The sequence below is a fragment of the Pseudomonas frederiksbergensis genome, assembly GCF_035751725.1.
Taxonomy (GTDB): Bacteria; Pseudomonadota; Gammaproteobacteria; order Pseudomonadales; family Pseudomonadaceae; genus Aquipseudomonas; species Aquipseudomonas frederiksbergensis_A.
Map to the genome: position 1 here is coordinate 3,827,377 of NZ_CP142104.1, position 25,302 is coordinate 3,852,678.

30 protein-coding genes are annotated in these 25,302 nt (G+C 57.0%); 5 read left to right on the top strand and 25 right to left on the bottom strand.

Annotated features, from left to right (window positions below; all coding sequences use genetic code 11):
• Window positions 1-283 precede the first annotated feature (283 nt).
• The 4 genes from VQ575_RS16955 (at window position 284) to VQ575_RS16970 (ending at window position 5,427) form a co-directional block, all read left to right on the top strand.
• Window positions 284-2,605, top strand: coding sequence for a P-loop NTPase (locus tag VQ575_RS16955; RefSeq protein WP_325918022.1), 2,322 nt, complete (start codon window positions 284-286; stop codon window positions 2,603-2,605).
• 223 nt (window positions 2,606-2,828) lie between these two features.
• Complete coding sequence (locus tag VQ575_RS16960) at window positions 2,829-3,041, top strand: hypothetical protein (protein WP_325918023.1); 213 nt, start codon at window positions 2,829-2,831, stop codon at window positions 3,039-3,041.
• A gap of 308 nt (window positions 3,042-3,349) precedes the next feature.
• Entirely contained in the window at window positions 3,350-4,354 is a 1,005-nt protein-coding gene (locus tag VQ575_RS16965) for a DUF4238 domain-containing protein (RefSeq protein WP_325918024.1), read from the top strand.
• Between the two features lie 158 nt (window positions 4,355-4,512).
• Window positions 4,513-5,427 (top strand): DUF4365 domain-containing protein, encoded by a 915-nt coding sequence (locus VQ575_RS16970; RefSeq protein ID WP_325918025.1) that lies wholly within the window; start codon window positions 4,513-4,515, stop codon window positions 5,425-5,427.
• 15 nt (window positions 5,428-5,442) lie between these two features.
• Here the strand turns inward: VQ575_RS16970 and umuC are convergent, their stop codons facing one another.
• Window positions 5,443-6,720 (bottom strand): translesion error-prone DNA polymerase V subunit UmuC, encoded by a 1,278-nt coding sequence (gene umuC, locus VQ575_RS16975; protein WP_325918026.1) that lies wholly within the window; start codon window positions 6,718-6,720, stop codon window positions 5,443-5,445.
• Window positions 6,713-7,138: a LexA family protein gene (locus VQ575_RS16980; protein WP_135846583.1), complete on the bottom strand. Its 426-nt coding sequence runs from the start codon at window positions 7,136-7,138 to the stop codon at window positions 6,713-6,715. Before VQ575_RS16980 ends, umuC begins: the two co-directional genes overlap by 8 nt.
• A gap of 97 nt (window positions 7,139-7,235) precedes the next feature.
• On the opposite strand from VQ575_RS16980, the gene VQ575_RS16985 reads away from it, so the two are divergent.
• Window positions 7,236-7,937 carry an SOS response-associated peptidase family protein gene (locus VQ575_RS16985; protein ID WP_325918028.1) on the top strand — a complete coding sequence of 234 codons (702 nt, stop codon included), beginning with the start codon at window positions 7,236-7,238 and terminating at the stop codon, window positions 7,935-7,937.
• A gap of 271 nt (window positions 7,938-8,208) precedes the next feature.
• Here VQ575_RS16985 and VQ575_RS16990 read toward each other — a convergent pair whose 3' ends face one another.
• The 23 genes from VQ575_RS16990 to VQ575_RS17100 all read right to left on the bottom strand — a co-directional run bounded on the left by VQ575_RS16990 (window position 8,209) and on the right by VQ575_RS17100 (window position 25,291).
• Window positions 8,209-9,003, bottom strand: coding sequence for a DNA adenine methylase (locus tag VQ575_RS16990; RefSeq protein WP_325918029.1), 795 nt, complete (start codon window positions 9,001-9,003; stop codon window positions 8,209-8,211).
• Window positions 9,004-9,151: 148 nt separating this feature from the next.
• Window positions 9,152-9,694 (bottom strand): lysis system i-spanin subunit Rz, encoded by a 543-nt coding sequence (locus tag VQ575_RS16995; protein WP_325918030.1) that lies wholly within the window; start codon window positions 9,692-9,694, stop codon window positions 9,152-9,154.
• Window positions 9,676-10,239: a glycoside hydrolase family 19 protein gene (locus VQ575_RS17000; protein WP_325918032.1), complete on the bottom strand. Its 564-nt coding sequence runs from the start codon at window positions 10,237-10,239 to the stop codon at window positions 9,676-9,678. The genes VQ575_RS16995 and VQ575_RS17000 overlap by 19 nt, the downstream gene beginning before the upstream one ends.
• A 66-nt stretch (window positions 10,240-10,305) precedes the next feature.
• The gene (locus VQ575_RS17005) at window positions 10,306-11,352 is read right to left on the bottom strand and encodes a phage late control D family protein (protein WP_325918034.1); all 1,047 of its coding nucleotides are present in this window, start codon (window positions 11,350-11,352) and stop codon (window positions 10,306-10,308) included.
• Between the two features lie 64 nt (window positions 11,353-11,416).
• Complete coding sequence (locus tag VQ575_RS17010; protein ID WP_325918036.1) at window positions 11,417-11,623, bottom strand: tail protein X; 207 nt, start codon at window positions 11,621-11,623, stop codon at window positions 11,417-11,419.
• Window positions 11,598-12,443 (bottom strand): phage tail protein, encoded by an 846-nt coding sequence (locus VQ575_RS17015; protein ID WP_325918038.1) that lies wholly within the window; start codon window positions 12,441-12,443, stop codon window positions 11,598-11,600. Before VQ575_RS17015 ends, VQ575_RS17010 begins: the two co-directional genes overlap by 26 nt.
• Before the next feature lie 9 nt (window positions 12,444-12,452).
• The gene (locus VQ575_RS17020; RefSeq protein ID WP_325918040.1) at window positions 12,453-15,032 is read right to left on the bottom strand and encodes a phage tail tape measure protein; all 2,580 of its coding nucleotides are present in this window, start codon (window positions 15,030-15,032) and stop codon (window positions 12,453-12,455) included.
• Between the two features lie 99 nt (window positions 15,033-15,131).
• On the bottom strand, window positions 15,132-15,458 hold the full coding sequence (locus tag VQ575_RS17025; RefSeq protein WP_325918041.1) for a phage tail assembly protein: 327 nt from the start codon (window positions 15,456-15,458) through the stop codon (window positions 15,132-15,134).
• Between the two features lie 32 nt (window positions 15,459-15,490).
• Window positions 15,491-16,000: a phage major tail tube protein gene (locus tag VQ575_RS17030; protein ID WP_325918042.1), complete on the bottom strand. Its 510-nt coding sequence runs from the start codon at window positions 15,998-16,000 to the stop codon at window positions 15,491-15,493.
• 12 nt (window positions 16,001-16,012) lie between these two features.
• Entirely contained in the window at window positions 16,013-17,176 is a 1,164-nt protein-coding gene (locus tag VQ575_RS17035) for a phage tail sheath family protein (protein ID WP_325918044.1), read from the bottom strand.
• Between the two features lie 87 nt (window positions 17,177-17,263).
• A complete protein-coding gene (locus tag VQ575_RS17040; RefSeq protein ID WP_325918046.1) occupies window positions 17,264-17,647 on the bottom strand; it encodes a phage tail assembly chaperone in 384 nt (127 codons plus the stop codon).
• Window positions 17,644-19,524 carry a phage tail protein gene (locus VQ575_RS17045; RefSeq protein WP_325918048.1) on the bottom strand — a complete coding sequence of 627 codons (1,881 nt, stop codon included), beginning with the start codon at window positions 19,522-19,524 and terminating at the stop codon, window positions 17,644-17,646. Before VQ575_RS17045 ends, VQ575_RS17040 begins: the two co-directional genes overlap by 4 nt.
• Window positions 19,517-20,128, bottom strand: coding sequence for a phage tail protein I (locus VQ575_RS17050; RefSeq protein ID WP_325918050.1), 612 nt, complete (start codon window positions 20,126-20,128; stop codon window positions 19,517-19,519). Before VQ575_RS17050 ends, VQ575_RS17045 begins: the two co-directional genes overlap by 8 nt.
• On the bottom strand, window positions 20,128-21,009 hold the full coding sequence (locus tag VQ575_RS17055; RefSeq protein WP_325918052.1) for a baseplate assembly protein: 882 nt from the start codon (window positions 21,007-21,009) through the stop codon (window positions 20,128-20,130). The genes VQ575_RS17050 and VQ575_RS17055 overlap by 1 nt, the downstream gene beginning before the upstream one ends.
• Window positions 21,006-21,332: a GPW/gp25 family protein gene (locus tag VQ575_RS17060; protein ID WP_325918054.1), complete on the bottom strand. Its 327-nt coding sequence runs from the start codon at window positions 21,330-21,332 to the stop codon at window positions 21,006-21,008. Before VQ575_RS17060 ends, VQ575_RS17055 begins: the two co-directional genes overlap by 4 nt.
• A 5-nt stretch (window positions 21,333-21,337) precedes the next feature.
• Window positions 21,338-21,586, bottom strand: coding sequence for a hypothetical protein (locus VQ575_RS17065; protein ID WP_325918056.1), 249 nt, complete (start codon window positions 21,584-21,586; stop codon window positions 21,338-21,340).
• A 58-nt stretch (window positions 21,587-21,644) separates the two neighbouring features.
• Window positions 21,645-22,208 carry a phage baseplate assembly protein V gene (locus VQ575_RS17070; protein WP_325918058.1) on the bottom strand — a complete coding sequence of 188 codons (564 nt, stop codon included), beginning with the start codon at window positions 22,206-22,208 and terminating at the stop codon, window positions 21,645-21,647.
• Window positions 22,205-22,735, bottom strand: a complete 531-nt coding sequence (locus VQ575_RS17075) for a hypothetical protein (protein ID WP_325918059.1) — start codon at window positions 22,733-22,735, stop codon at window positions 22,205-22,207. Before VQ575_RS17075 ends, VQ575_RS17070 begins: the two co-directional genes overlap by 4 nt.
• Complete coding sequence (locus tag VQ575_RS17080; protein ID WP_325918061.1) at window positions 22,728-23,390, bottom strand: hypothetical protein; 663 nt, start codon at window positions 23,388-23,390, stop codon at window positions 22,728-22,730. The genes VQ575_RS17075 and VQ575_RS17080 overlap by 8 nt, the downstream gene beginning before the upstream one ends.
• A complete protein-coding gene (locus tag VQ575_RS17085; RefSeq protein ID WP_325918063.1) occupies window positions 23,387-23,707 on the bottom strand; it encodes a head-tail joining protein in 321 nt (106 codons plus the stop codon). The genes VQ575_RS17080 and VQ575_RS17085 overlap by 4 nt, the downstream gene beginning before the upstream one ends.
• Window positions 23,707-23,895 (bottom strand): hypothetical protein, encoded by a 189-nt coding sequence (locus VQ575_RS17090; protein ID WP_325918064.1) that lies wholly within the window; start codon window positions 23,893-23,895, stop codon window positions 23,707-23,709. The genes VQ575_RS17085 and VQ575_RS17090 overlap by 1 nt, the downstream gene beginning before the upstream one ends.
• A gap of 1 nt (window position 23,896) precedes the next feature.
• Window positions 23,897-24,928 carry a major capsid protein gene (locus VQ575_RS17095; RefSeq protein WP_176688289.1) on the bottom strand — a complete coding sequence of 344 codons (1,032 nt, stop codon included), beginning with the start codon at window positions 24,926-24,928 and terminating at the stop codon, window positions 23,897-23,899.
• A gap of 12 nt (window positions 24,929-24,940) precedes the next feature.
• The gene (locus VQ575_RS17100; protein ID WP_325918066.1) at window positions 24,941-25,291 is read right to left on the bottom strand and encodes a head decoration protein; all 351 of its coding nucleotides are present in this window, start codon (window positions 25,289-25,291) and stop codon (window positions 24,941-24,943) included.
• Window positions 25,292-25,302: the final 11 nt, after the last annotated feature.

The following is a 25,302-nucleotide window of genomic DNA, read 5'->3' on the forward strand; positions in this document are numbered from 1 at the left end:
TACCGTAGCAAATATCTAGCAACCGCAGCCCGAGTGCTCCGATTCAGTACCCATGACGCGGGCACTTCTATCAATAACCGTCCTTTTCGAGCGCTCACTGCCGGCTCTCAACCAGAAGCTAGCAATCGCCGTAATCAGCCCCTAAATTATTCAGCGTCGTTACTCGGGCTGCAGCGCAACCCACACCGCACCCTACGAAAGCGCGCATGGCTTGCCATCACTCGTTGTCTCCAGCTAGCATCGGGCCACTAAGGGCATCAGCCGGGAAAATATAGGGATAAATATGCAGATCCAAAACGAGGCGCTTTTTCGTCACAGTCTGTCTGAAGGGATAAATTTATTTCTTGGTGCTGGATTCTCGGTACTAGCAAAAGGCGACAGCAAACCACTCCCAGTCGGTGGGGATCTAAAAGATGAGCTTCTAGATCATTTCCAACGTAAAAAACCATCATCCTTAAATCTAGCGCAACTATGCCAGATAATATCGAGCACACATCGGGATGAGCTTGTTAACTTCTTCAAGAACAGATTTACCGTAGGAGAGTTCGACCCTATATACAGCGAGCTGGACAAGGCAAATATAAAGGCAATATTTACTACTAACATAGACGATTTGATATTCAAATTATTCAAGGACAGTAACAAGTACTACATCAATGACATTCAGCTGAGAGGACCTGTTATTGCAGGCTCAAGCGCAATAGATTATGTGGCGCTGCATGGCTCAGTAGCATATCCAGATTCTGATTTCGCATTCTCCCCACTTGAAATTGCTGCAAGTTTTGAGCGTGATAAAGATAAATGGTTTGGATACATAGGCAGAATTCAAACTACCCCCACATTATATTGGGGCTACCGAGTTGAGGATGCAGGGGTCTTGCAGGCACTTTCGAAGGAGTCCAATGGTGGCAGAAAGAAAGCTGATGCTTGGATAGTTCTGAGAAAGAGCGATGAGGAAGCAATTGAATATTATTCATCTCTAGGCTTTCAGATCATAATTGCGGACACCAAAGAGCTGCTGAAATATATAGGCAACAACACTCTATCCAGCTCCCCCGCCAGAGGCGATTCATATGCAAATAGTACCTTTAAAGAATATCACATCCCCCCGCTAGCCACCGTCCCAGTCCGCTCGTTAACTGAATTTTTTCTTGGGGCAGAACCAACTTGGTATGATATCTATTCTGGAAAACTTCATGAAACTGCTCACTTCACCGCAGCAAAGAACGCCATAATCGGGGCTAAGCACGTCGTGCTAATTGGCGGACCTGTCACAGGCAAGTCAACTTTACTGAAGCAGTTGGCGATTGGCTTGAATGGAATCGGACTTCCATTTTATATAAATGAGATGACCCCTGAAAAGGCAGAGCTATTTGTTCGCGATACAGACAGTCGAGATTCTAAGGTTCTGGCATTGATCGATAATGCTGCCGACGCCTCAGAAGCCATTCAGGTTCTATTAAAAAGCAAGAATATCAAAGTAATCGCTGCAGAGCGAGACTATATCTTTGACAGTGTCTCACATCGCTTTCCGGCTCGGACCTTTAAGCTATTGGATGTCTCGGGCTTGTCAGAGCTTGATACTCAAGCAGTTCAAAACAGTATCCCTAACGACGTTAAGCGAAGATTATTCAGCCAGACTGAAGATCAATTAGCATCGGGCGCAGAGCCTACGTTTTTTGATGTAATTACTTCGACGATAACCGAGAACTCGTTAGCCGATAGATTTATTAGTGCGATAAAAAGCATGAGAGAAACCCTTCCAACTGAGCATGACGTGCTCTTAATGTCGTGTTATCTACATGCATGCCGCGTGCCCACCTCGATTGACATAGCATCTGCGTTTGTTCGTAATTATAATCTCTCCGCGATCGACGCATTTAACATCCTTGAGTCCATGGGGTCTTTGCTTTCACCATATGAGGGCAATCTGGCCGATAGTGAACAAGCGTTTTATGTACCTAGGTCGCGCGCTGTAGCAGAAGTGGTGATGAATAAAGTCCCGGCAATAGATTTGCGAAGAATATTAGAACTATTTCATTCTGAGGTTTCACCGACAAAAATAGGGAGGTATGACATATTCCGAAGGGCAGCATATGATGCTCGCACCATTGGGAAAGCATTCCCAAAATGGGAAGAAGGATTAGAGTTTTATAAATCTGCCTTTCGCCGCGACCCTACGCACTCTTTAAAACAGCAAGGAGCGCTTTATCTTTCTCAGAAAAAGAATTATGAACTCGCTTTTTCTTGGATAGACGAGGCTCGAGGCATGACCGGCCATAACAACCCAACGATTAGGAATTCATATGCAGTAATTCTTTTCGCGGCGAATTATGACAAGATGGCAACATCTGAGGTGTTGGCCACGTTAGATGAAAGTATGGAAATACTTCAAAAATGTTACGATGATGATTATCGAAAAGTTTATCACGCCAAGATCTTTGCCGAGCAGGCCATTAAATATTCAAAGAAATTCCCATACTCAAAAAAGGTCCCGATATATTTAGCGAAAGGCGAGACATGGTTGGACGCAGAGCTAAGGAATCGCCCTGGTGATCGGTGGATGAGAAGCTTGCTCCGTCAGATTAGAAACCTAAAAAGATAGATTAGCGCTAATGAGCGGGCGCTGCCATGGCGCCCGCCCTATCAATAGCTACGCTGGCTCATAAATTTTTGGCTGATGGTGCCCGATTTCTGGCTGTCACTAGCGTCCGCCTATGACAGAATGCGGCTTAAGTCGCGTCTAGTTCCGAGCAAGCTGGCCACCGGCACCTGGCGAAGTACAACGCATAGACTATGCTCTTTATTTTCTGGAAGGAGCTGGCGCAATGACAGATGGTTACTCCTTGCCTGAAGTGATTGAGAGGATTTACAGCAACCAGTTGGCGCTAGAGGCCGCTTTGATGGAGCTGACCTTGTACGTCGAGAAACAAGGAGCTCTAGATACGAGCGAAAACGTCAGGGGGGCCTTGCAGACCATTGGAGAGAACGCGGGCTACATTCGTCAAGGCGTAGCAAAGCTAAAGCACTTAGGTTCATAACCAATGCAAACGCCGATTGTGCTTGGGTATGCGGCGGCTATGGCACCAAAGGCCCGTCTTTACTGGCTCTAAAGTCCGTAATCACCTGCTTGCGTAAATGCATATTGGGCATTGAATGGCATGGTTTGGCGTTAGGTTTGCCCCAACGGACTGATGCCACGCGCCAGACAACAATCTTGGCTGACAGCCAGCTTAGGTAAGATGGGGCTCTTCGGTTGCAGATAGCTCATAACAGATTTTATGTCTGCTTGACATAAGGCCCCCAGGCTGAGAGCTTGCGAGTCAACTACCAACGAAGCTGATTGCCCATGCCACCTAAAGACCTTCAAGCTAAGAAACGGCACCATCACGTTTGGGCTAATTATCTTGCTCGCTGGGGTAGCGGCACGAACAACGTTTTTTACACTACGAAGACTGGAAAAATTGGCCATGACAGCGTGCGAGCCATAGCTGTTGACAACTACTTCTACAAGACCACCATACTTAACAACAAACATATTGAGATAATCAAAGGTTTTTCCCGCCAAAGCCCCAAGCGACTCCACCAACAGCACATGTCCTACCTCAATGGGTTCCTCAAAATGCAAAAACTTGAGGCCATTTATCGTAGCTCCAATGTTCATAATCAGAAAGTCGAACTACACCTCCATGCGATGAGGTGCAACCTGCTGGAGGACCTCCACGCATCTCATGAAGAGACAGCCTTACCTTTATTAGCTGCACTCGCTGAACAGAACCTTGATGTATTGCGAGACGAGCAGCAAATGATTGACTTCATGATCTTCTTCGGCCACCAGATCTCTCGCACTAAAACTTTCCGAGATAGCATTATCCATGTTTTGCCCCGGCGAAACGCCCTTGAGATTGAGGTAGCCGATGCGATGGTGCACTCGTGGTGGTTTCTAAGCTACATGTTCGGAATGAGTCTCGGCCTCAGCTTTTTCGCAGGCCGTTACAAAGATATACATGCATTACTGATAAATCATACAGCGCTACCTTTCATTACCTCCGACCAGCCTATTGTCAATGTGCATTCTTGTGTATCAGAAACGGAATTCGCAGCACCTGAGCACTCCGACTTTTACTACCCTATTTCTCCGCAGGTTGCTTACATAATCTGTGATTCCGAGCGGTTCACGCCGGGAAAAAATGAGGTTGATGAAGCCACCGTCCTGGAACTCAATACCAAAGTTGCGTCCCAATCTCTGGCGCACATCATAGGTGATACCGAGAGCGCCATTCAGCCCTTAAAAAAATACGTCGGACGGCGGTATCAAAGAAATCGAACGGCCGTGCCCCTTTGCTCTTGCTAAAAACAATGACTTCTATGGGCTATTGGATTAAAAATGAGATCCCTTACTAATACGCCAGATCCGAAAGTTCCAAGACTGCTTGAGTCTTACCGTCGCGCGGAGGGCATTCCTGAATGTTACTGTATCGCCTATGCTTCTCCTAAGGGGAACAACCACCTATGAGCAAATATATCAACACTGAGCGCGTAGGAATTAACGCAGTCTCAACCACCGTCACCAGTGAGCTCAACTGGATATTTAGGGAGCAGCCCATTGTCGACATGGGGATTGATGCACAAATAGAGTCAGTTCAGGATGGCACCCCATCTGGAAAATTAATCGCAATCCAAATTAAATCAGGGAGGGGAAATTTTTCAGAATCTAAGGACTCGCTAACCTATTACGGTGATTTAGTCCACCTCAACTATTGGACAAACCACTCTCTACCTGTAATCATAGTGGCTCATCTCCCAGATACTAACGTTACACTCTGGCAGCATGTATGCAAAAAAAACATTCGAAAAACCCCGAAAGCTTGGTCTATCAAAATACCAAAAAACAATATATTTAATCGCAACTCCTTACCCCGTCTATCGGAAATCATCGATGGCCCACCACACGAACAAAAACTACGACGACTCACATTAGACTTAGAAGTGATGAAACTCATAAAATCGGGATACAAGGTCTCGGTCGGCTTTGACCACTGGTACAACAAAAGTCTAGGACGTTCAGATATAGAGATTTTTGCGTACGACAAAGATGGAAATGAAACGCTTGCTAGAGAGTGGTTCCAATACTATGTCTGCTCTAACCCAAAAGAACTAATGAAATTAATTTTCCCCTGGGCCACAGCCAAAGTGGATATAGAATTTTATGAAGAAAACGATGAGTATGAAGAATCCGATCATGAAAGAATGATGCGAGCAACGGATATTGACAATGGTTTTGAGCCCTACGTTCCTAACCCAAGCGATATCTACCCATACAGTGACTCCGCTGGCGAGGTTGCCTCATATCGAGTCCGTTTATTCTTAAATGATTTAGGCAAAAGCTTTTTGGTGTTGAATGATTATCTAGAACTGGAGGCATAGTGAAACGCCTCCTTGTCAATTACAACTAACTTTCCAAAGTTGATTTAGCTTAGTTGTAAAGCTCTGACTCATCATCTCGCGCCGCATCCCCCAGAGAGGATCAACCGGCACACTGGCCGAACGCAACGTCCCTCTGCCCCATCGCTCGTTGATCTGGTCCAACACTGCCATCAGTCTCGTGGCGTCAGTAGGCTGGGTATTTGCGAACAGATCGTCTGTATACTCTCCTGGCTGGCAAAGGTTCACCAGCAGTACCTCTGCCTTGCTGTACTTGAACCCCGGCCTAAACACTCGATCAAGCGCATCCACCGCAGCTTTCGTCAGCAAACGCACATCATCAGTCGGATACGGCAGATCAATTAGCACGCCCTTGGAATATTTCGCCTCCTCCGGGTTGAACATACCGGTGCGGATACTGACGCGAATCTTCTTGCAAAGTGACTTCTGCGCTCTGAGCTTCTCCGAAGCCCGCATCATGTAAGTGGCTACCGCCTCCTTGATGGAAGCCAATTCCGTGAGCCGCTTCCCAAACATCCGGCTACAACAGATCTCCTGCTTCGGCGGGTCCGGCTCGTCCAGCTCCAGGCACGGCGTGCCGCCCAGCTCGCGGGCGGTCTTCTCGATCAGTACGCTGAACTTCTTGCGCAGTGTCCACGGGTCGGCCTTCGCCAGGTCCATCGCTGTCTTGATGCCCATGGTATCCAGATGCAATTTCATCTTGCGACCGACTCCCCAGACTTCGGACACGTCGGTGTTGCGCAGCACCCAATCGCGCTTGAACGGGTCGCAGATATCGACCACGCCGCCCGTTTGCACCTGGAGTCGCTTGGCCGTGTGATTCGCCAGCTTTGCCAGGGTTTTCGTGTGAGCGATTCCCACCCCAACAGGGATGCCAGTGCAGCGCAGCACGTGGCCGCGGATCTTTCGGCCAAGGGCATCCCGGCCATCAATGCCGGTCAGATCCGCGAAGGCTTCGTCGATGCTATAGACCTCAACTGCGGGCACCATCGATTCAATGAGGGACATGACGCGCTCGCTCATATCCCCATAGAGCGCGTAATTGGACGAGAACGGGACGATGCCGTGTTTCTGCAGCTTGTGCTTAATCTGGAAATACGGCTCGCCCATCTTCACGTAGGGCTTGGCATCGTAGCTGCGAGCGATCACACAGCCGTCGTTGTTGCTCAGCACTACAATGGGCACGCGGGCCAGGTCCGGACGGAACACTCTTTCGCAACTGGCGTAAAAGCTGTTGCAGTCGATCAGGGCGAAAACGGGCTGGGCTTTAGACATGGCTGCGCACGCTGCAGGTGATGACGCCCCAGATGACCAACTCGTCGCCCTCGAGCACGTACCTCGGTGGATACTTTGGGTTCTCCGACAGGAGAATCACCTCCTTCCCACGGATGCAGAGGCGTTTGCATACGGGTTCGTTGTTCAGCAGCGCCACGACGATGTGGCCATGCGCAGGTTCCATCGCACGATCCACAACGGCTAGGTCCCCTTCAAAAATCCCAGCGCCTTGCATGCTCTCCCCTGCGATGGAAACCAGGTAGACATGCGGGGCGCGAATGTTCAGAACCTCATCCAATGAGATGTGCGCTTCGATGTGGTCCGCCGCCGGGGACGGAAACCCGGCAGGCACTCGAAACGAACACAAGGGCAGCTTCAAGCCACCCTCGGCAATAGGGCCTAGAATTGAATAGCTCATGACGCACGATCCGAAATGCTGTACGAACATACAGTTAACTTTGTACAAGGTGCGCGGTCAATTTTGTATAGGAAAAATCTGACAGGCGGGACAGCTCATGTGCGGGAGATTCGTGCAGTACGACGGGATGGCCGTGTTTATGGAGGAGCTAGGCCCTCAACTGCCATTGTTCGGCGGGTACGACGCGGAGCCGATCAGCCGGTACAACGTGGCTCCGACGACCCGCGTACAGATCCTGCACAGCACAGAGGCAGGCGTTCATATCACGCCAGTGAGATGGGGATGGGCGCCCTTTTGGGCGAAGGGGAAACGTCCGGATCCGATTAATGCAAGGATCGAGACCGTTACAACGGGAAAGTTTTTCAAACAGCTTTGGCCGGCCGGGCGCGCACTGGTGCCCAGCGAGGGCTGGTATGAGTGGGTTAAAGACCCAAGTGATCCAAAGAAAAAGCAGCCGTATTTTATTCGCTTGAAAGATCAAAAGCCGATGTTCTACGGGGCGCTCGCACAGGCCCGTCCAGGGCTGAACGAGCGCGACGGCGACGGCTTTGTGATTATTACCGCGTCCTGCGAACAGGGCATGGTGGATATCCATGATCGCAGGCCGCTGGTGTTATCACCTGAAGAAGCCAGGCAATGGCTGGATCCAGATCTCAGTCCAGCGCAGGCAGAGGAAATAGCTAAAAACCGCTCCCGGCCGGAAACGGATTTCGAATGGTATGCCGTGGGCAAAGAGGTGGGGAACGTCAAAAACCAGGGAGCACAGTTGTTGCTCCCCTGGAGTTCGGAAGAAAATTAAGCCTGACTGCGTTGATCCTGGAGGCGGGCCGCCTCTGGGAATCCCACCCAGCGTGCATCCTGGTCCAACCCCCGCCCAGCCAGAACCACCCCTGCCCAGTGGTTGAGATCTACCTCTCCGCGTGCTACCGCTGCAAGCAGAGCGGAGGGAAAGATATTCAAGTATTTGTCAGCGGTTTCGGTTTCCATGGCCTTTGTCCTTCGTTTGTGTGACCACAGTAACGCTCCAGCGTAATCACATAGCAAGCGGATCTGATCGAGCGCGACAACCATTAGAACAGCCCTCCCAACGCCGCCGGCTCCCAGTTCATGATCACCAGTTCACCGCTGACCTCCGCCTTGCCCTGACGCTGGTTCGTGTTGCTATACCGAATGTCCAACGTCTCGAAGTGAAAGCCCTGGAACACACGCCGGATGTCCGGGTGATCGTTGATGCTGACCATTACCTTGCCCTTGCAGCGGCGCATAAAGTCAGCCATCCGCTCGTAATTCTCGAACGGGAAATCCACGCCATATCCAGCGGTCTGCCAGTACGGTGGGTCCATGTAGTGGAACGTGTGAGCGCGGTCGTAGCGCTCAGCACAATCGAGCCAGGGGAGGTTTTCGACGTAGGTGCCGGACAGTCGCTGCCACGCGGCCGAGAGGTTCTCCTCGATCCGCAGCAGGTTGATGGCCGGGCCAGTGGTCGCGGTTCCGAACGTCTGCCCGGTGACTTTGCCGGCGAAGGCATGGTGCTGCAGATAGAAGAACCGGGCGGCGCGCTGGATGTCGGTGAGGGTTTCAGGACGAGTCAATTTCTGCCACTCGAATACCTGGCGCGAGCTGAGCGCCCATTTGAACTGGCGCACGAATTCTTCCAGATGGTTCTGCACGACACGATAGAGCGTCACCAAGTCGCCGTTGATATCGTTCAGGACTTCAACGGGAGCGGCCTGGGGTCGCATGAAGTAAAGCGCGGCACCGCCGGCAAAGACTTCGACATAGCATTCGTGAGGCGGAAAAAGCGGAATGAGGCGGTCGGCTAGGCGACGTTTGCCGCCCATCCAAGGAATGATGGGTGAAGACATTTTTTGCAAGACCTTACTGTATGGATAAACAGGTGCTAGACTCGCCGCGCTTTGTGCACGGAGCAGGAGCCTTGGCTGGACTTGCAGGGACATCTGCAGGGACGGCGACCGGGCCGGATGTTGGCGCATCCGGCCCGGTCGCTCCTTTTCACTTCGGTGTTGAAACTTCTTTGGCGTAGGCTTGGCAGGCCGCCAGGGCTATCAGCCCCCGGTCGCCGGCATCGGTGATTCCGATAATTCGTTGAGCATGCGCCGGGTCAAGTCGGGCGCGTGTGGCTCCATGAACCACGCCGCCGGAGCTGGTGGTGGCTGGCACTGCACAACCGTTGGCGGTATCGGTGGCATCGAGTAGGACTGACAGCCGGACATCAGCAGTAGCGAGGCGATCACGTAGGCGATCCTGATCACGTTGGGCATCGGTTAGGGCTCGATAGTGGGTTTGGTCATTGGCGACCAGCCGCTGTTCCAGGGCCAGGCGCTTGTCCTGCTCGGCGCGCTGCAGCGCGGTCGAGGCCAGGGTGATTTGGTTGAGGGTTTCGGTGTGGAGCCGGGCTTGTTTTTCGAGCTGCTGCCCGTATCGCCAGCCCTGGACCGTCCAGGCGATGACCGCCGAAGTGGCGACCAGAGCGAACAGTAGAAACCCGGCGGCCAGCACGCGGTATTGCAGCGGGATCAGGTCGACGAGACGCATAACACCGCCCTCGCCCGCTCCCACAGTTGCAGGCGATCTGCCAAGCCGTTGAGCCCGCCGTTGATTTTCCGGGTGATCATTTCGAACTCATCCCGATCAGCCAGCACGTTCAGCTCCCTGACCCACCAGAACCACGCAGCCGACTCGGCCGCCCATTGGGGCAGTTCCAACAGTTCGGGCGTGCGCAACAGGCGCTCGTCGCCGAACAGCGCCAAGCTGCAGCGCAGGTAGTTGTTGCGCCCCGTCACTTGGATCAAGCCGCGACCGCGATAGCGCTGGCCATCTCCGTCGGGCTCGGGGGAGTTGCCGAGTTTCGAAGCCAGCGAACCGGTGTCGTATTTGCTGAGGTACTGATCGCCGCCCAGCTCCCGCACGTACTGCAGTTGGCCGGACTCATGCCCAACCTGGGCCAGGAATGCCGCCTGCCGCTTGGGCGTATCGATCTGTCGGTGTGCCATGGCGGCGTTCAGGGCCGATACGAAAACGCCCGCTTGGCGGCGGGCGTTGGGCATGATGCGCAGTAGTTGCTGCTCGGTGAGTGGCATGGAGGCTCCAAAAAAAGCCCGCTCGATGGCGGGTTGCGGTTGTGTTTGAGGTGGTGCTGAGTGCGCTTAAAGCTGGACGACCTTGACCGGCTTGGCTTCCTTCTTCTTTTTCTTACCTTTGGCATTGGCCTTGCCCTTCTTGCCGCCGTTGCATTCGACAACGGTGGTCCAGCCGGCGGGTGTGAATAACTGCTCTACCGCGTCCGCCAGATACTCCCCGTCGAGGCCCGGCTTGATGCCCTGGACCACAATCAGTCGTTCGGCGAAGACGTCAGTTCGCCCAGCCATCTCCAAGCGCACCCCGGCAGTGCTGCGGTTGAACGCGGCCAAGCGCGCCTTGGCGGCCTGCTCGGCGGCGGACTTGTTCGGGTAGATATGCCGGTCGGTGTGGACCGCAGGAAGGCCGTCGGGCAGCTCATCATTCCCCAGCTCGACCACCTGCAGGGCGCCCGTTTTCTTGTTCTGGTGTTTGGTGCGCACGGCCTTTTGCGTGTTGCGATCACCAAAGCGGAATTGATAACGGCTCAAGTCGGCGCGACGAAGCACTACGGGGCTCAGATTCTTGCCGCTAGCGGTTTGGTTACCCTGGCGAGGCATCACCAGCAGCTTGCCGTCAGCCAGCTTGGCGGTGCAGTCGTATTGCTTGGCCAGCCGGGTGATAAAGTTGAAATCCGATTCGTTGAGCTGGTCGGCGCGGGGCACTTTGGTCTGGACCGGGCATACCGGCTGCCAACCATTGCGGGCGGCCACATCTCGGACGATCTGCTGCAACGGTACGTTTTCCCAAGACCCGCTGCGCACAGTCTTTCCGCTACCCCGCATGTCGCTCGCTTTGCCCCGAATGCGCAGTGTGTCCGGAGGACCGGATACCTCCACCTCATCCACGGTGTACTGACCCAAACGGGTCAGAGCCTTTCCGGCGTAGCCCAGGTACACCTCAATACGTGCGCCACGCGTCGGTAACGTGACCGCTTGATCACGGTCATCAATGCGCAGCTCGAAGTCGTCCGACTCCATGCCGGGCTTGTCCGAGGTGCGCAACTCCAGCAGACGATCGTTGATCAGCGCGGTGATGTCCTTGCCGTCCGCGACGATGCGAAAGGTAGGCTTCATGGGTGACACTCCAGAAAAAGGAAACCCCGCACAGGGCGGGGTTCATGAAACGCGACGGCATGGATTAGTCCCATAACTGAACCTCCTCCAAGGTCTGCGCCGGCAGATCCGACAGCAGGATGATCACGCCAGCACGAAACGGTTGAGGCTCATCGGCGAGGCCTTGATTGGCGGCAAGCACGGCTTCCACCGTGCCGTTCAGATGGCCGTAATAGTGATGACAGACGGTGTCCAACAGATCCCCGTCAGACGTTCTGCAGGTCGTTGCCATAGCTCACGAACTCCATCGAGAAGGATTGTTTACGAGGAATGCCACCTGCTAGCAGGTGGCTTTGTTCTTCCTCAATGTTGAGCAGGCACCAGGTGCCCAGCACCTCCCCGTAACCGGTGGTCAAGCTGAGCGGCTGCAGACGACCGCCGATGGTGCGCAAGGTATCCAGCTGTTTTAGCCCTCCTCTGAAACCAGGAAAAATCGCGCCCTTGAGGGTGATTTTGTCCTCTCCCTGCCCTACCGCCTGCTGGGCAATGCTGCGCGTCAGGCGTTCCTGGCCGGCCCAGCGGAACGATGTCTGCCTACGCAGTTCATCGAAAGCCGCCGTGTCCAAGTTGAAGTAGTACGGCTGGGCGTTTGATTCCAGGGGCTGCATGATCAGCAGGTGCGGAAAAGGTTTCACCGCCTCGGCCGCCGGGGTCAGCTGTGGAGTGAGTGCCCCCGTGGGCAGGATGTTGCTCAGCGAGGGGCTCACCTGCCCGGCGATGCGATTGATCGCCGCGCCCGCTTTCCCCGCCTGCTCCTTGAGCGAGCCCAGGCGTTCCTGCACCTGACTGGCAGCGTTGACGGCCTGATTGTATCTGGCCGCCACTTGCCCCACGGCGGACTGCGCCGCGTTGATGGCTCTCATGGTCCGCTGGACCTTGGCACCGATGGCCGGCCCGATGAAGGGCACGCCCTCCAGTTCCGAGGCGGCGCCCGTCATGTCGCTGATGGCGCCGTTAAGCGGTCCCAGCATGCCGTCGAGACTGGTGCGGCCAGACTCCCCCGCTGCCAGCAGCGATTTCAGCGCCGATTGCATTTGCTCCATGTAGGCCATGGCACCTCCTTAAACGTGAGGGGCATCGAACAACTGGCTCGACGACTGTCGAGCGAGCGTCTCCCGAGAGAAAGCCTCCATGAGCTGACGTAGGTGCGGCTCCAGTTCTCGAGCCAACTGCGCGGGATCCTTCACATCGCCTTGAACGGTGATGGAGACATTCGGCGCAAAGCTGAAAGCCTGTTCGACCTTCGGCGGCACTGGCGGCGTAGGTTCCGCTGGCTTGACGACCTCGGCAGGCTTGGCCTCTTCGGCCTGAGCCTCACTACCAAACCAGGACTTGCCCAAGAAGCTGCCGATGCTCTCCCCACCCAGGCCGCCCAAAGCGGCACCGATTGCGCCGCCAATGGCGGTACCGATGATGGGTACCACTGAACCGATGGCGGCCCCTGCCGCACCGCCGGCCAGGGCGCCCGCGAAACCACCCGCAGCCCCACCATAACCCTCGGCTTTTTCGTCTTGGGTCGTGGCGTTGAGTGCTGTGTCTAGGACTCCCACCCCTGCATCCAGTACGTTACCGCCGGGGATGCGTTTGGTGGCTCGGGTGACTCCCCTGATGGACTGAACCGCACGGCCGAGCGAGCCACCGGACGCTGCCTCCGCAGCAGCAGCCATAGGCGCAGCAGCCAACAGACCCACCTTTGGCATGACAGACACGGCGGCAGGGGCTGACACGACCGGAGGACTGGGCACCCGGCCGGGTAATCGCCGACGCGGGAGGGTTCCAATGCCGCTACGGCGACCACGCCGGCCACGTTGACGCCTACGTGTACCACCGCCGGGATCCGCACCAGGGCCAGAGCTTGCCCGCCCTATCGCATCAGCGTTGACGACAAATACACGTTGCGGCTCAGCGCTCAGCCCTGCGCCAGAATCGTTGCCTGCCCCCATCAGCTTGCCGAGAGCACCCAGGCCCTTATCGACCGTCTTGATACCGGTTTTCGGTGCCTTGGTTACAGCGTCACCCAGCGAGCCCACGCCTCGTTCCATCGCCCGGCCGCGAGTGATGTTGTACAGCCCCCTACCAATCTTGACCGCACTGGCCGCCGACTTGAGCGCTATCAATCCGGCAGTGATGCCGGCAATACCGAGCACCACCGGTTGCGAGCCGTCGGACAGTTTTGTCAGCCAACGCACAACGGAGGTAAGCCCCTGGGCAACCGCATCAGTCGCAGGCCGGATGGCATCGCCAATGCTGCGCATGCCATCGCTGACCGCCTGACCCAGCTCGTCCCACATCTGTTTCGATGTCTCGCGCCGCTCGGCCAGGTTCTTGTCGAGGATCCCGCCGGAAGATTGCGAATCCTTTTTCAGCTGCTCGTACAGCTGCTTATTTTGCGAATAGGCCGTGAGTGCTGCCTTAACCTGCATGTCGGCGAACAGGTCACCGGTACGCAAGGATTTCTCCAGCGCATCGAGCGCTGCCTTGGCTGTCTCCGGATCCGCTTCCTTACTGATCTTGGCCTGGGCTTCGGCCATCTTCGCGGCTTTGGCTGGGTCGGTGGCCTGAATGTATTTCATGGCCAGGGCAAAGCTGGATTCCAGCGTAGACATGCCCTTTTGAATGCCGGTATTCAGCGAGGCTTGATAATCAATGCCAGCGTCCTTGTACGCCTTCACCACATCGCTCGAACCGATTTTCTCCATCCAGTTCTTGAGGTTGTTGGCCGCCTCATCCGAACCGCCGGCAGTCTTCATCTGGACTTGAAGCATCGCGCCCAGGGAGCTGACCGCGTCCATGCCGGTGCTGCCATTCTTTTCCATGGTGGCCAGCAGTTGCGGAAACCACCGGGCCATGTCGCTGGCTTCGAAGCTACCCGCTTGCCCTTGAAGGGCGATGGCCTCCAGGGCTTGCTGCATCACCATGGGGTCATTGATCTTGGCGTTCTGCTGCAGCGCCATGATCATGCTGGCCGTGTCGACGCCCGACGCGCCCTGGCCAATGGCGAACTTGGCGGCCGTCGGCGCGTAGGCCATGGCTTGCTTAAGGTCCATACCGGCACCGACCAGCTGGTTCACCAGATCCGCGACATCGTTCCGGGCCATGCCCGTATCGCGTGAGGTCTGGATCACCGTCTGGTTGAGCTGTGCCTCCTGTGGCTTGTTGACCACATCTGCCTTGATCGCGATGTCGCGGATGATCGCCTGGTAATTCGCGCTGACCTTGGTGGGAATCGCCGCAAGTCCAGTGGCGACAACGCCCTGGCCGATGCTCGACGTGAGCCCCTTCTTGCCGGCATCGAGTTGCTGGTGACCCTTGAGCTGCAGATCGGCGGCCTTGGCCGCTTGGCCAAGCCGCTGGTATTCCTGGCCCAGCCGGCCCACCTGGACGCCTTGTTTGCGCAGGGCGTCGAGGTTGCCGTTGAGCTTGCGCAACAGACCGTCCGCCGATGCAGCGCCCGTCTCGTGTGCCCGCTTCCATTCATCCCGCAGGCGGATGGTTTCGCCAATGGTGCTCTTGAGCACCTTGGCCTTGTTGCCTTTGTCCTCCAGCTTTTTGATATGCCCTTCAACTGTGCGAAAGGCAGACCCCACCGTCGAACTGACGGCACCGCCAATCACCAGCGATAACGCCAGTTTGCTTGCCATCGTCTACCCCTTGTTCAGTCTGAGAGCCACCAGACCATGTCGGAGAACGGCATGGTCTGAATTTCTTCGGAGGAAAAATTCAGCTCGGCGGCTAAGCGCTTAGCGAGTTGCTTCTGCACTGCCTGGGTGAAGTTCATCCTCTCGCACCAGACGAAAATAACCGGCCTGCAAACGGGCGTAGTCCTTGAGGAACATGCCGTCCAGCTCCTTGGGATTGACCTCGGCCAACGAGGCGAACAGGTTCAAGTCCTGTTGCTCCTCATCGTTGGGCGCGGTTTGCCGGGCTATACGAAGGTCACGAACGGTCGGCGCTCGCAGACTCAGCGTATCGACGCGCACGCCGTTGGCCTCGACCGGGACGGTCAGTTTCACAGTGACGCAGTCAGCGGCCAGTGTCATCCAGCTTGGAATTTCGGTATTGCTCATAGTGATATTTCCTTGAAGCAAGAAAGGAGGGTTCAGACGCCCAGGGCGGAACGCTGAGCGGCGAGTTGGTCGACGCCGTTGATGACTCGGCGCATGCCGAGGGGGTCGATCTCGTAAACGGTTCGGCCGTCCACTTCGAGCTTGTAATAGGTCAGCCCGACCGCATGCTTGATCTCGGCCTTGTCACCGGCTTTCCAGTCGCCCATATCGACTTCTTTCAAGGTGCCGCGCAGGGTGACGATGACCGGTGTGACTTTGCCTTTCAGCCCTTTGTAAGCGCCCCGGAACGTACCGTTGAACGCCGTACCGTCGGCCAAGCCGAAGAACTTCAACGACTCACGGCGCACGCCCGTGGTGGTGAAGTTCGCCTCTTGTTTTTCCATGCCCATGTCCAGCTCGATCGGGGCATCCATGCCACCGCCGCGATGCTCTTCCATCTTGAGCGTGAGCTTGGGCAGCGTCAGGCTCGGCACGTCGCCCTGGAAGCTGACGCCATCGACGAACAAGTTCAGGTTCGCCAGGGTTTCGGGAATCATTGCCATTGAGGTCGCTCCTTAAGCGGCGGTGTCGAGGACTTCGGTCAGCCATTGGTTGGTGACCTCTACGCGGAAGTTGGGGTTCTCAGCAGGCGGGACGTCGGTGAAGCGGATGTTCCAGTACACCTTGCCCTGCTCGAGCTGGCTGGCCGTGTTCAGCTCAGGGTCGGCGAACACCTCGAAGTTGATGATTGCGCCTTGGGCTTTCAGGTCGCGCATAAACGCCTGCAGGCCCTCGGTCACGTCCTTGATGTAAGTCGCGGTGATGGAACGGTCGACCGCCCATTTGTGGCCGTAGAGGATCGCGTCCATGACGATATCCATCGTCCGCACACGGGTGACGAACGCCCACTTCGGATCGCTCGACAACGTGCGGTTACCCCACAGGCGGAAACCGTCATCACGGATAATTGTGGTGATGTTGGCGTTATTGAGCAGGTTAGCCCGGCAGGTTTCGTCACCGTCCAAAAACTCAATCGGGCGGGAGGTGCCGGTGATACCGACAAACTCTTTGTTCGAAGGCGAAGCCCAAAAGCCGTACTCGCTGTCGGTCCAGGCAAACAAGCCTGCCACCCAGGCAGAGCCCGGCGCGTCAACCGTGGCGTCCGCCGTGGTGTCCCAATACTGCACGCCCGGATCAACCAGGTACGCCCGCTTGGCGCCGAAGTTCTCGGCGTAGGCCATCACCGCCTCATCGGTGGTGTTCGGGCCGTCGAGGATGGCGAGCCCTCGCAACTTGTCGGCCAGCGCGACCAGCGCGGTACCGACAGCCTGTGTCGCGCTGTGCTTGGGAGTCACCAACAGCCGCGGCTGCGCGTTGAACCGGCTTTTGCCGTCCAGCAGCGCCTGCAGGCCGGTGCGCTTTCCGTTGGCCTGTACGCCGCCGATGATCGCCGAGGTTTGTTCGGCTGGATTCTCCAGCTTGGCCACACCGCAGGCCACAATCACGGCCTTAGCTCGCGTGTAGATGGCTTGGCAGGCTTTGGTCATTGCCGAATCAGGACCGAAGGCGGCCACCGCTTCGCGCTCATTGGTGATCATCACCAAGTCATTCGGCTGTGCGCTGTAGGCCGGCGCCGGCACGAAGGTATCGACCAGGCCGATGATCGAGGACGACGGCAACGCAATGACACGAGCGCCGGTATCAACGTTCGTGACGGTCACGCCATGAAAGAAGCTCATAGATTCTCCAGATAGGAAAAGGCCCCGCAGTGCGGGGCCAAGTTTGTGGTGAAGCGGAAAAGAAAACGCCCCGACAATGCGGGGCGTTTATAGGGTCTGGCTGGCGATCCACTCCGGCGCTGGTGGTCGGTGATCGGCGGCCGGAAACTCAGCCCCGGCCGGCCAATCACGCAAGGCTCGAATATAGGCCAGCAATTCAGCGTATTGCTCGGCCGTGATTGTGGTCGGCATGGCCAACTCAACCTCATCGCGGTGACGATCCCGCACCCAAGCCACCCGGACAATTTCCGCATCGCGCCAGGCCCGCTCGACGGAGTCAGGGTCGACCGATGGCATCGACTGGGAGGCCAGGAAGCTCAGGTATCGCGCATCATCATCAGCAACCTCGACAATGTCCGTCCAAAAACTTTTATCCGGCTCAGCGTCGAAGGCAAAGCGAACGACCCCATCAATAACTTGAAGGTGTTTCATATGAAATAACTCGTGATGAAGGCGTTAAATACAGGCGTGCCCGAGGCCGCGTTACTTGCCGACACCCACCAGGACTGCTGGGCAATAATTGCGAGGTTGGAAAAGGAGTGCGTGTACAAGCCGCCAGCCGTGCTAACCGTTGCCGTATTTCGCACAAGCCCCACCCCACCAAGGAGGGAATAAATATCCATCGAGACGGTGCCAACGCCTGAACTACCCAGACCCATCAGACCGTTCGCCCTCACGGCGTTAGGCGGGACCGTACTAGCTAACGGAATAGGCCCATTGGTGACTGACGCCGCCCCGGTAAAGATCAGCTTGGCACCGATAGTGACCATCCGATCTTCGACAGAACAAACAACGAGGTTTCCGCCACTGTCGGTGGGCACGACTGTCAGTAGCGCGGATGCCGAGAATCCGGCCGGTGCATTGGCTCCACTGTAAAGCTCAGGGGCAACCGTTGCCGTCGCATTTACGGCCATTAGGCTGCGCGCATTTGTGGCGGGGTTATACAGTGCATACAGCGCGACATAGCCGCTCGCTGGCGCCCCGCCAACATCCATTGCCCCCAAGCCTTTTAGCGCCGAGGCAAGATTGACCGTCTGACTAAACGCCTTGATCCGATAGGACTTGCCGCCCGCGTCTTGGAGGATTACCTCGTCAGCAGTAAATGTGGCATTGGCCGAAGCCACTGACACATTCATACGTGCCTTCGATGCCCCCACCATTGCCCCCCGAATCGAGAGTTGTTCGACGATGGTTGTCAGTGCGGCGATATCAATGTTTCCCTGATTGATCGGCGCGTTCCATGCCTTGATGCACCAGATTACCGCCAAGTTGCGGGGACGGGTTTCTGTGCCGCCGGTCGCAGTGGTCAACGGCGTTCCATTGCTGTCGGAACGGTTTCCTCGGGCCACTTTATCCTGACCAAACCCAGTCGGATTAGCAGGCGAGTCAAGCTGGTGGACGTGAGATTTAAATTCGTCTGCCTGCCAGCTACCGACCAAACGACCCGCATCAACACCGCGCCCATGGTCCCAGCCCCGCAGGAATTCTCCACGCGATTCCGGAAGACGGAAGTTACCGGCGCCCTCATCGCCTTTGTTGAAGGCCGTGCCGAGGAACGCCGCCAGATCGGGATAGGCCGCAATGCTCTTCACACTGCCGTCCAGCTCCAGAAACCCGGGCGCCACCTTATCCAGCGGGAACGCGACCGTGGCACCCACCGGTAAGGCCGAGGCCTGCGCGATAATCGCCTCGATTTCTGCCTTGGTATAACTGTCTTTGATCCCGAGTCCAGCCAGCGTGTCCGGGTTGTCGCCAGAAGTTACGACGCCTCGACTGTTCACCTTGACCCTTGTGAATTCACCAGGTGCTTTGTCCACGGGCAGCACGTTTTTTATCGAGTCATCAACGTACTGCCGGGTCGCCAGCACCACCGACGGATCGATCTTCAATTGAATATTCGAAGTCCCGTTGGTGATGATGTGCATCCGCACCACCTGATTGCGACCAGAGTTCTGCTCGAGCAGCGGCTTGTAACTGGGTGCCACGTTAGAGACGGCGCAGAAGACGCCGTCTTTGTCTTCCAGCGCTAGCTCACGAATCCACCAGCCACCCACATCGGGCGGCAACACTAACTCGGCGATCAGAACATTGGCGTCCTGCTCCGATACTCGGAGCTGATTGAGCTGGGCTTTATAGACCTGATTGATCAGCCTGGTTTGCGAGGGGCTTGGCACCGGGTCGGTGCCGTTCGCATCTCCGATCAGCATGTATTTGGGCTCCCAGGGAATACCCAGGGCATCGCAGTTGGTTTTTTTGTTGGCACCCAACGTGGTCAGCATGCCGCCAAAAATGGTGTTCTTATCAACCATAAGGGTAGGTATCCAATTCATCGATTATGTAATGGCCGACGCCGCCGTAACCCTGCACCTCGACATCGATATCGGGATTGCTCCAGGGATAAACATCGATTTCATCCCCGTCATAAACGGCGAACCCCACGAAGGCGTCGAGGCGAGCCTCTAAAACGATGTCCAGGCCGGATAGGTGTCGACTGACTGGCCGGGCGTCGTCGATCAGCCAGGTCAGTTCTTGATAGGTTTCCTCGCTGATACCTTCGTCGGAAACGCCGATCTTCAAAGCGAACGTCCCTGGCACGCCCATGGGTTCGGTCTTGAACCACTCGACCACCTCAATTAGGTAGCCGAACGGCTCCACCACCCGCCGCAGGGCGCCGATGGTGCCCTTATGCGCATGGACGTAGAACGAAGAGCGGATCACCGAGCGCTTGACCTCTTCGGGCCACGCCTCGTCCCAACGATCCACCGACCATGCCCAAGCCAACTGATAAAGCAGGTGCGCCGGGCAAGTGTCCGGGTTGTATAAAGCTCTGAGCGGCACGTCGGTGGTTTCGTCGATGGTCGCTTCGATAGCCCGTTCAAGCTGGGTGCTGTTGAGGGGAAGCAAACTTTTCATCAGCCACCCTGCGTGACGGTAAAGCCTGAGCACCATGCCGCTTGCGCCTTGGTTGGCCGGATGTCTTCCCACCCTGGGATCTCGACGCGAGCCACGCCGCTGACATGGACTTGCGCATCAATGGCCGAACGGGCTACCTCTACCCCCAAACGACGCCGTGGATTGATCCAGGCTTGCAATCGCGCCCTGCATTCGGCAAGCGCCGCTTCGGTTTCGGGGCCGCTACCGGCCATATGCACGATGGCGTCGATTCGATAAGGCAGGATCTCGGCGCCCTGAACCGTCAGCCGATCAGCAACCGGGCGCCGGTCATCATCGTTGAGGTAAGTGTCGACCTCGACCAACAACTCAGGGCTAGCCGTGCCATCGCCTTCAAGCGACAACACAGTCACCACCACCTCGGCGGGGGCCGGGCTCTCGGCCGTTGCATCTGCCACCAGACCCGAGGCGTTACGGGCATGCAGGATGTAGCTGTTTCGAGGCCCGGCAGTGGTCAGCCCCTCGTACCTCAGTTGCACACGCTCGCGCAGTGCGTCGTAACCTTCCAGCACCGCCGGGACCGGGGGCACGGCGGTTGAGTCTTCAGCCTGGATGACCAAACGCTGCAGGTTTACGTTGGCGGCCAACTGCTCCAGGTCCGCACCCGTAGCATGAGCCAGAAACAGCGCCTTGGCCGCGTCGTTGACCCTGGCTCGGTTTTGCATACGTCGATAGGCGCCCAGTTCCAACAGCTTGGTCACCGGATCGCTCTCCAATAAGGCGGTCCAGTTGTCGCCCATGTAGTCTCGAAAAGTCGACAGCTGCCCCTGATACATTTCCTCAAAGTCCAGGCTTTCCAACACTTGCGGCGCCGGTAGCGCCGAAAGGTCGATAGTGCTCATACGTTCACCTCCAGCACTACGCCGTTGCTAATATAGGAGCCCGTCAGCTGCAGGGTGATCTGCCCATCCACCACAGCGGTGACCCGCACGCGTTCCAACTTCAAGCGGGGCTCCCAACGCCCCAGGGCGCGGGCGACTTCAGCCTGCACCGCGCTTTTCCAGCCCTCATTCACCGGCAGGTCGACATAACGGCGCAGATGGCTGCCGTATTCCGGCCGCATGCGCCGGCTGCCGACCGGCGTGCTGAGAATGTCTTCCACGGACTGCCGCAGATGCGCCGAACCTGACAGCGGCTGCCCCGTACGACGGTCCATTCCGATCATGGTGTTTACTCTGTCAGCGGTTGCAGATCCGGGTGGGCTTTCAGGAAGGCGTATTGCTCATCGCCGCAGGCTGTCACCTGACCGGCTATCACCGGCACGGGCTGGCCGTTGGGCATGATCAGCGTGCGCGAGGTGAACCGCTTGTCGCGAAATACGCGCGCAGGTCCGATGGTGGCCTGCGGCTCAGATTGGGCGGGCTCAGGCAGCACCGCATCGGCGGTCGGCCGCTCCGTCTCTGTTCTTGCTTTGCTCATATCGACGCTCCATGAACGGAAAAGCCCGCACGCGGCGGGCTGTAAGTAGATGTCAGGCTCAGTGTTTGTGGTTCGGTGTGTTGCCGGCGGTGTCGATGATTTTGCCGCCGCCATTGATGTCACCCGTGACGCGTAACGGGCCGTTGATCAGCACGTTACCGGCCAGGGTGATGTCGGCCGCCGAGGCGTTGATTGCGCCGTCCGCGACGACCACTTCGGTGCCTCCCACCTTGATGGTCACGGTGCCGCTCGGCACGGTGATGCTGTAAGTGCTGGCCTGCCAGTCGTAGACCAGCGAGCCACCGTCATCGAAGCGCCATACCTCAACGTGATCGCGGTTGTCAGGCGGCGCACCAGCGCTGCCATACAGACCGGGAATAAAGGTGCCCTGCGCCACTTCCCCGCTCGCACTTACCAGTGTTCCCTGCTCTCCCATGCTAGGCGCTCGCCAATGACGAGCTTTGCCAGCAGCGATGCTGTGCCAACGTACCCAGGCACTGACCCATTCCCCGTCCGACACTCGACATACTGGCGGCGAAGCGGCCAAGTCAACTGCCACCACATAGCAATCCTTGACCAGACCGGCCAGCATGCGGTCATGCTGCGCGCTCGCGTAGGTCATGCCATCTCCTCCGGGGGCAGGTAGCTGCCTTCGTTTCCAGGCCCGGTGTCGGAGCCGAACCCCCAGAGCAAGGAACCAGGTGGCTGGTTGGGCCAGGGCCATTCTTCCTGCCCCAAGTAGATGCCTTGGGTCCATTCGACTACCCATACCGCATAGCTGTCGAGCTCAGGGCGTGTCCAATCCTGCGAGGCCTGGACGAACTCTGCCGGCTCGACCGCCAATCCCCATGTCTGCATGCGCAGCAAAATAATCAGCTGAGCCGCGATGAAAGCCGCTACCTGCTGGCAGTGCTCGTGATCGCTGCCGACGATGATGCGTGCTTCGAAACGCGCCTCGACTCCGACTTCGCCAGTGCCGGGGTCCCGACCGGGCTCCAGCTCGACCAGTTCAAGCACAACTGCGGGGATGGGTACGTGCTGCAGCATGTCGGGCATGGTGCAGATGTATGCCAAGCCGGGGATGGCCTGGGCGATCTGTTCTTCTATGGCGGTGTAAATCTGGTCGAGAGGAATGAGAGGATCAGACATGGGCTGATTTCCTCAGATATTTTTGAAGCTCGAAGTTCATTTCCTGCTCCAGGATCTCAAGCAGTCGCTGATGCGCACGACGCGACCATTCCTCAAAGTGAGGCCGCACGTCGTCGAGCGATATCTTGGCCTTGGCCAGTGGATAGCGGCTACCGTTTTCGGCAATCCAGCCCGAACTTGGCCCACCGCCGCCAGACACGTCACTGTCGGGATAGTCGCTTGCTCTGAAGTGCTTACTGGCGGTACGAATCCAGATGTCTGGCTCGCTGCCATAAACGGCTTTGTAGAACGCCCCCTGATACTTGCGACCCGCGACAGAGACGCCAGAGCGGCCCTGTCGTACCCGACCTGCACGACTGGCCTCAATGGGATTGACGCCAAACCACAACTTGGCTTGCTCATTGGAGTTGACTGGGTAAGCCTTTAGTCGCTGACGCACAGCGGCGATGGCGATTCGGGCTTGCCGGCCTACTGCTCGTGCAATGTGAGTGCGCAACCAACGCAGCGTCTTATTCAGGGCTCGCCGTTGAGCTGCACGGGCGGCTAGTGGAACAAGAGCGGCAAAGTCGGAGAACGCATCCTTATCGGCTTGAGCCAGTTGCAGCGTGAACAGGCCGGAGGTGGCCGAGGATTTGACATGACTGCCGACGCTCATCGCACCTCCCGAAGAATCAAGTTGACCCAACCAGTGCCATCCGGCTCACGTTTGACGATGACATAACGCCCGCCGCCGTCTTCTGGCATCAGCTGGACAGTGATTAACTGGCCATCCGAAATGAGGTGGGCATCAACAATACGGACGGCGAACACTGGCTCGCGTATACCGGTGTTGATCCTTCCCACCTTTGGTTGCAACCAGGGCGCCGAGAAGAATCCCGGCACCGGTAAGTCGCGACCGTCGACCAGAGCCTCGTCGCCCAGGACATTCAGCAACTGCACATCCATCGCTGCCACCTGGTCACGGAAGGCCATCAGCTATCTCCGTCATCCGATGCGGTGGATCCGGACTCCAGCTTGCCGCGCTTGGCAATGACGCCTTCTTCGAGCAACAGGTCCCGGATCTCAGTGCTGGGCGGAACGTACACTTCACCTTTTCGCACCAGCTTGGCACCGTCCTGCACACAGCCTTCGATCACTACGTACTCAACTTTGGCAGCCATATCACACCACCTTTGCAAAGACGAAAGCGTTAGGCTCCAGCATCCCGGCCAGAGCAGCGCTTTGCAGTTTCAACCACCGGGCGCTCGGATCCTGGGTGACCCAGCTTTTGGGGAAACGGGCCGCTTCGACCAGGCCACTTTCAATGGCTTCGATGTCCTTGATCGCGCCATACAGCATCGCGTTTCGAGTCGAGGTCGAGCCCAGCATCAAGCCGCCGCTTGGCACCATCTGCTGTTCGTCACCGTCATCGTCCAGGTACCACTCGTCGTAGACATACAGGTCGATGCCGGGGTCGTTCAGATAGCCAAGATAGGTCACGCCATCTGGCAGCTCTTCAGGCTTGATCACGCCCATGTCCACCCGGCGAGAGTTGAGCTGCTTCAACACTGTCTCGTTGCGCTGGAAAGCATCCTGGGCTTCGCCACTGAGCACAGCGACGTTGCCGGTGCGCCCGGAATCCTTGGCAATCTGGCGCTTCCACTGCCGCAAGTTGGCAATAGGGTCGGAGTCCGCCGTGTTCCAACGCCCGGCCCCCAGCACGATTTTGTGGCTGTCCTCCATCAGAAAATCGATGGTGTCATCGACGCCATCACCCAGCACCCGAACGCGTCCAGTGCTCAGCGCCTGAGCGCACATCCACTCTTCACGACGAGTGATCTCGTCGTCCAGGTCGATCAGGTCGCGCCCCAACTGCTCGCCCGCTCGCTCCAGGGGAGTCCGCGAGGAGAATGGGTTATCGCCGGCAGCACGCTTGAGGATTTGTTCTGCCCGCGTCTCCCGCTTGGGCTGGATGTAGGGTGGCTTGTACGTTTCGGAACTGAAACCGTTGCGCAGCGAGACACTGCCGGGCAACGACGGGTGTACGAAAGGCGCCATCTTGCGCTGGCCCTTGATGATGTCGATGGTCACCGCCTCGGTGCCGAAGGTAACGGGGTTGCCGCCGTTGAAGAAAGTGTTCATCAAAAAGCGACGAGGCGTATTCATCTGCTCAACGGCTTCGAGCATGGTGAGGGTGTCAAAAATATCAGTCATCAGATGCTCCGGTCAGCGGATGAAAATGCAGAAAGGTCGAAGGGCGGCTTTGGCCGCAGCCAAGGTCAGGCCCTCACCGAGGTGGAGCTGGGTGCCCAGCACTTGACCCGTCAAACGAACGGGTGCGTTCTTGGCCCCGCCCGTGGTGTCTACGTCCTCGTCGAGGATGGCCGTAGGCACCTGGGAGCCGTCCTCAGCAGCGGTTTTACACAGCACGAACTCTTTCGAACTGGTTACCTGCCCCAGGACAGATCCCCGCACGAGCGTCTGGCCTGCGGCGATCAAACCGGTGTCCATTGCAATGGGAAAGTCACCGGCAGAAAGGTGGCTCGGCTGGTAGGTTTTACGTTCCGGGTTGCTCATGAATGTCTCCT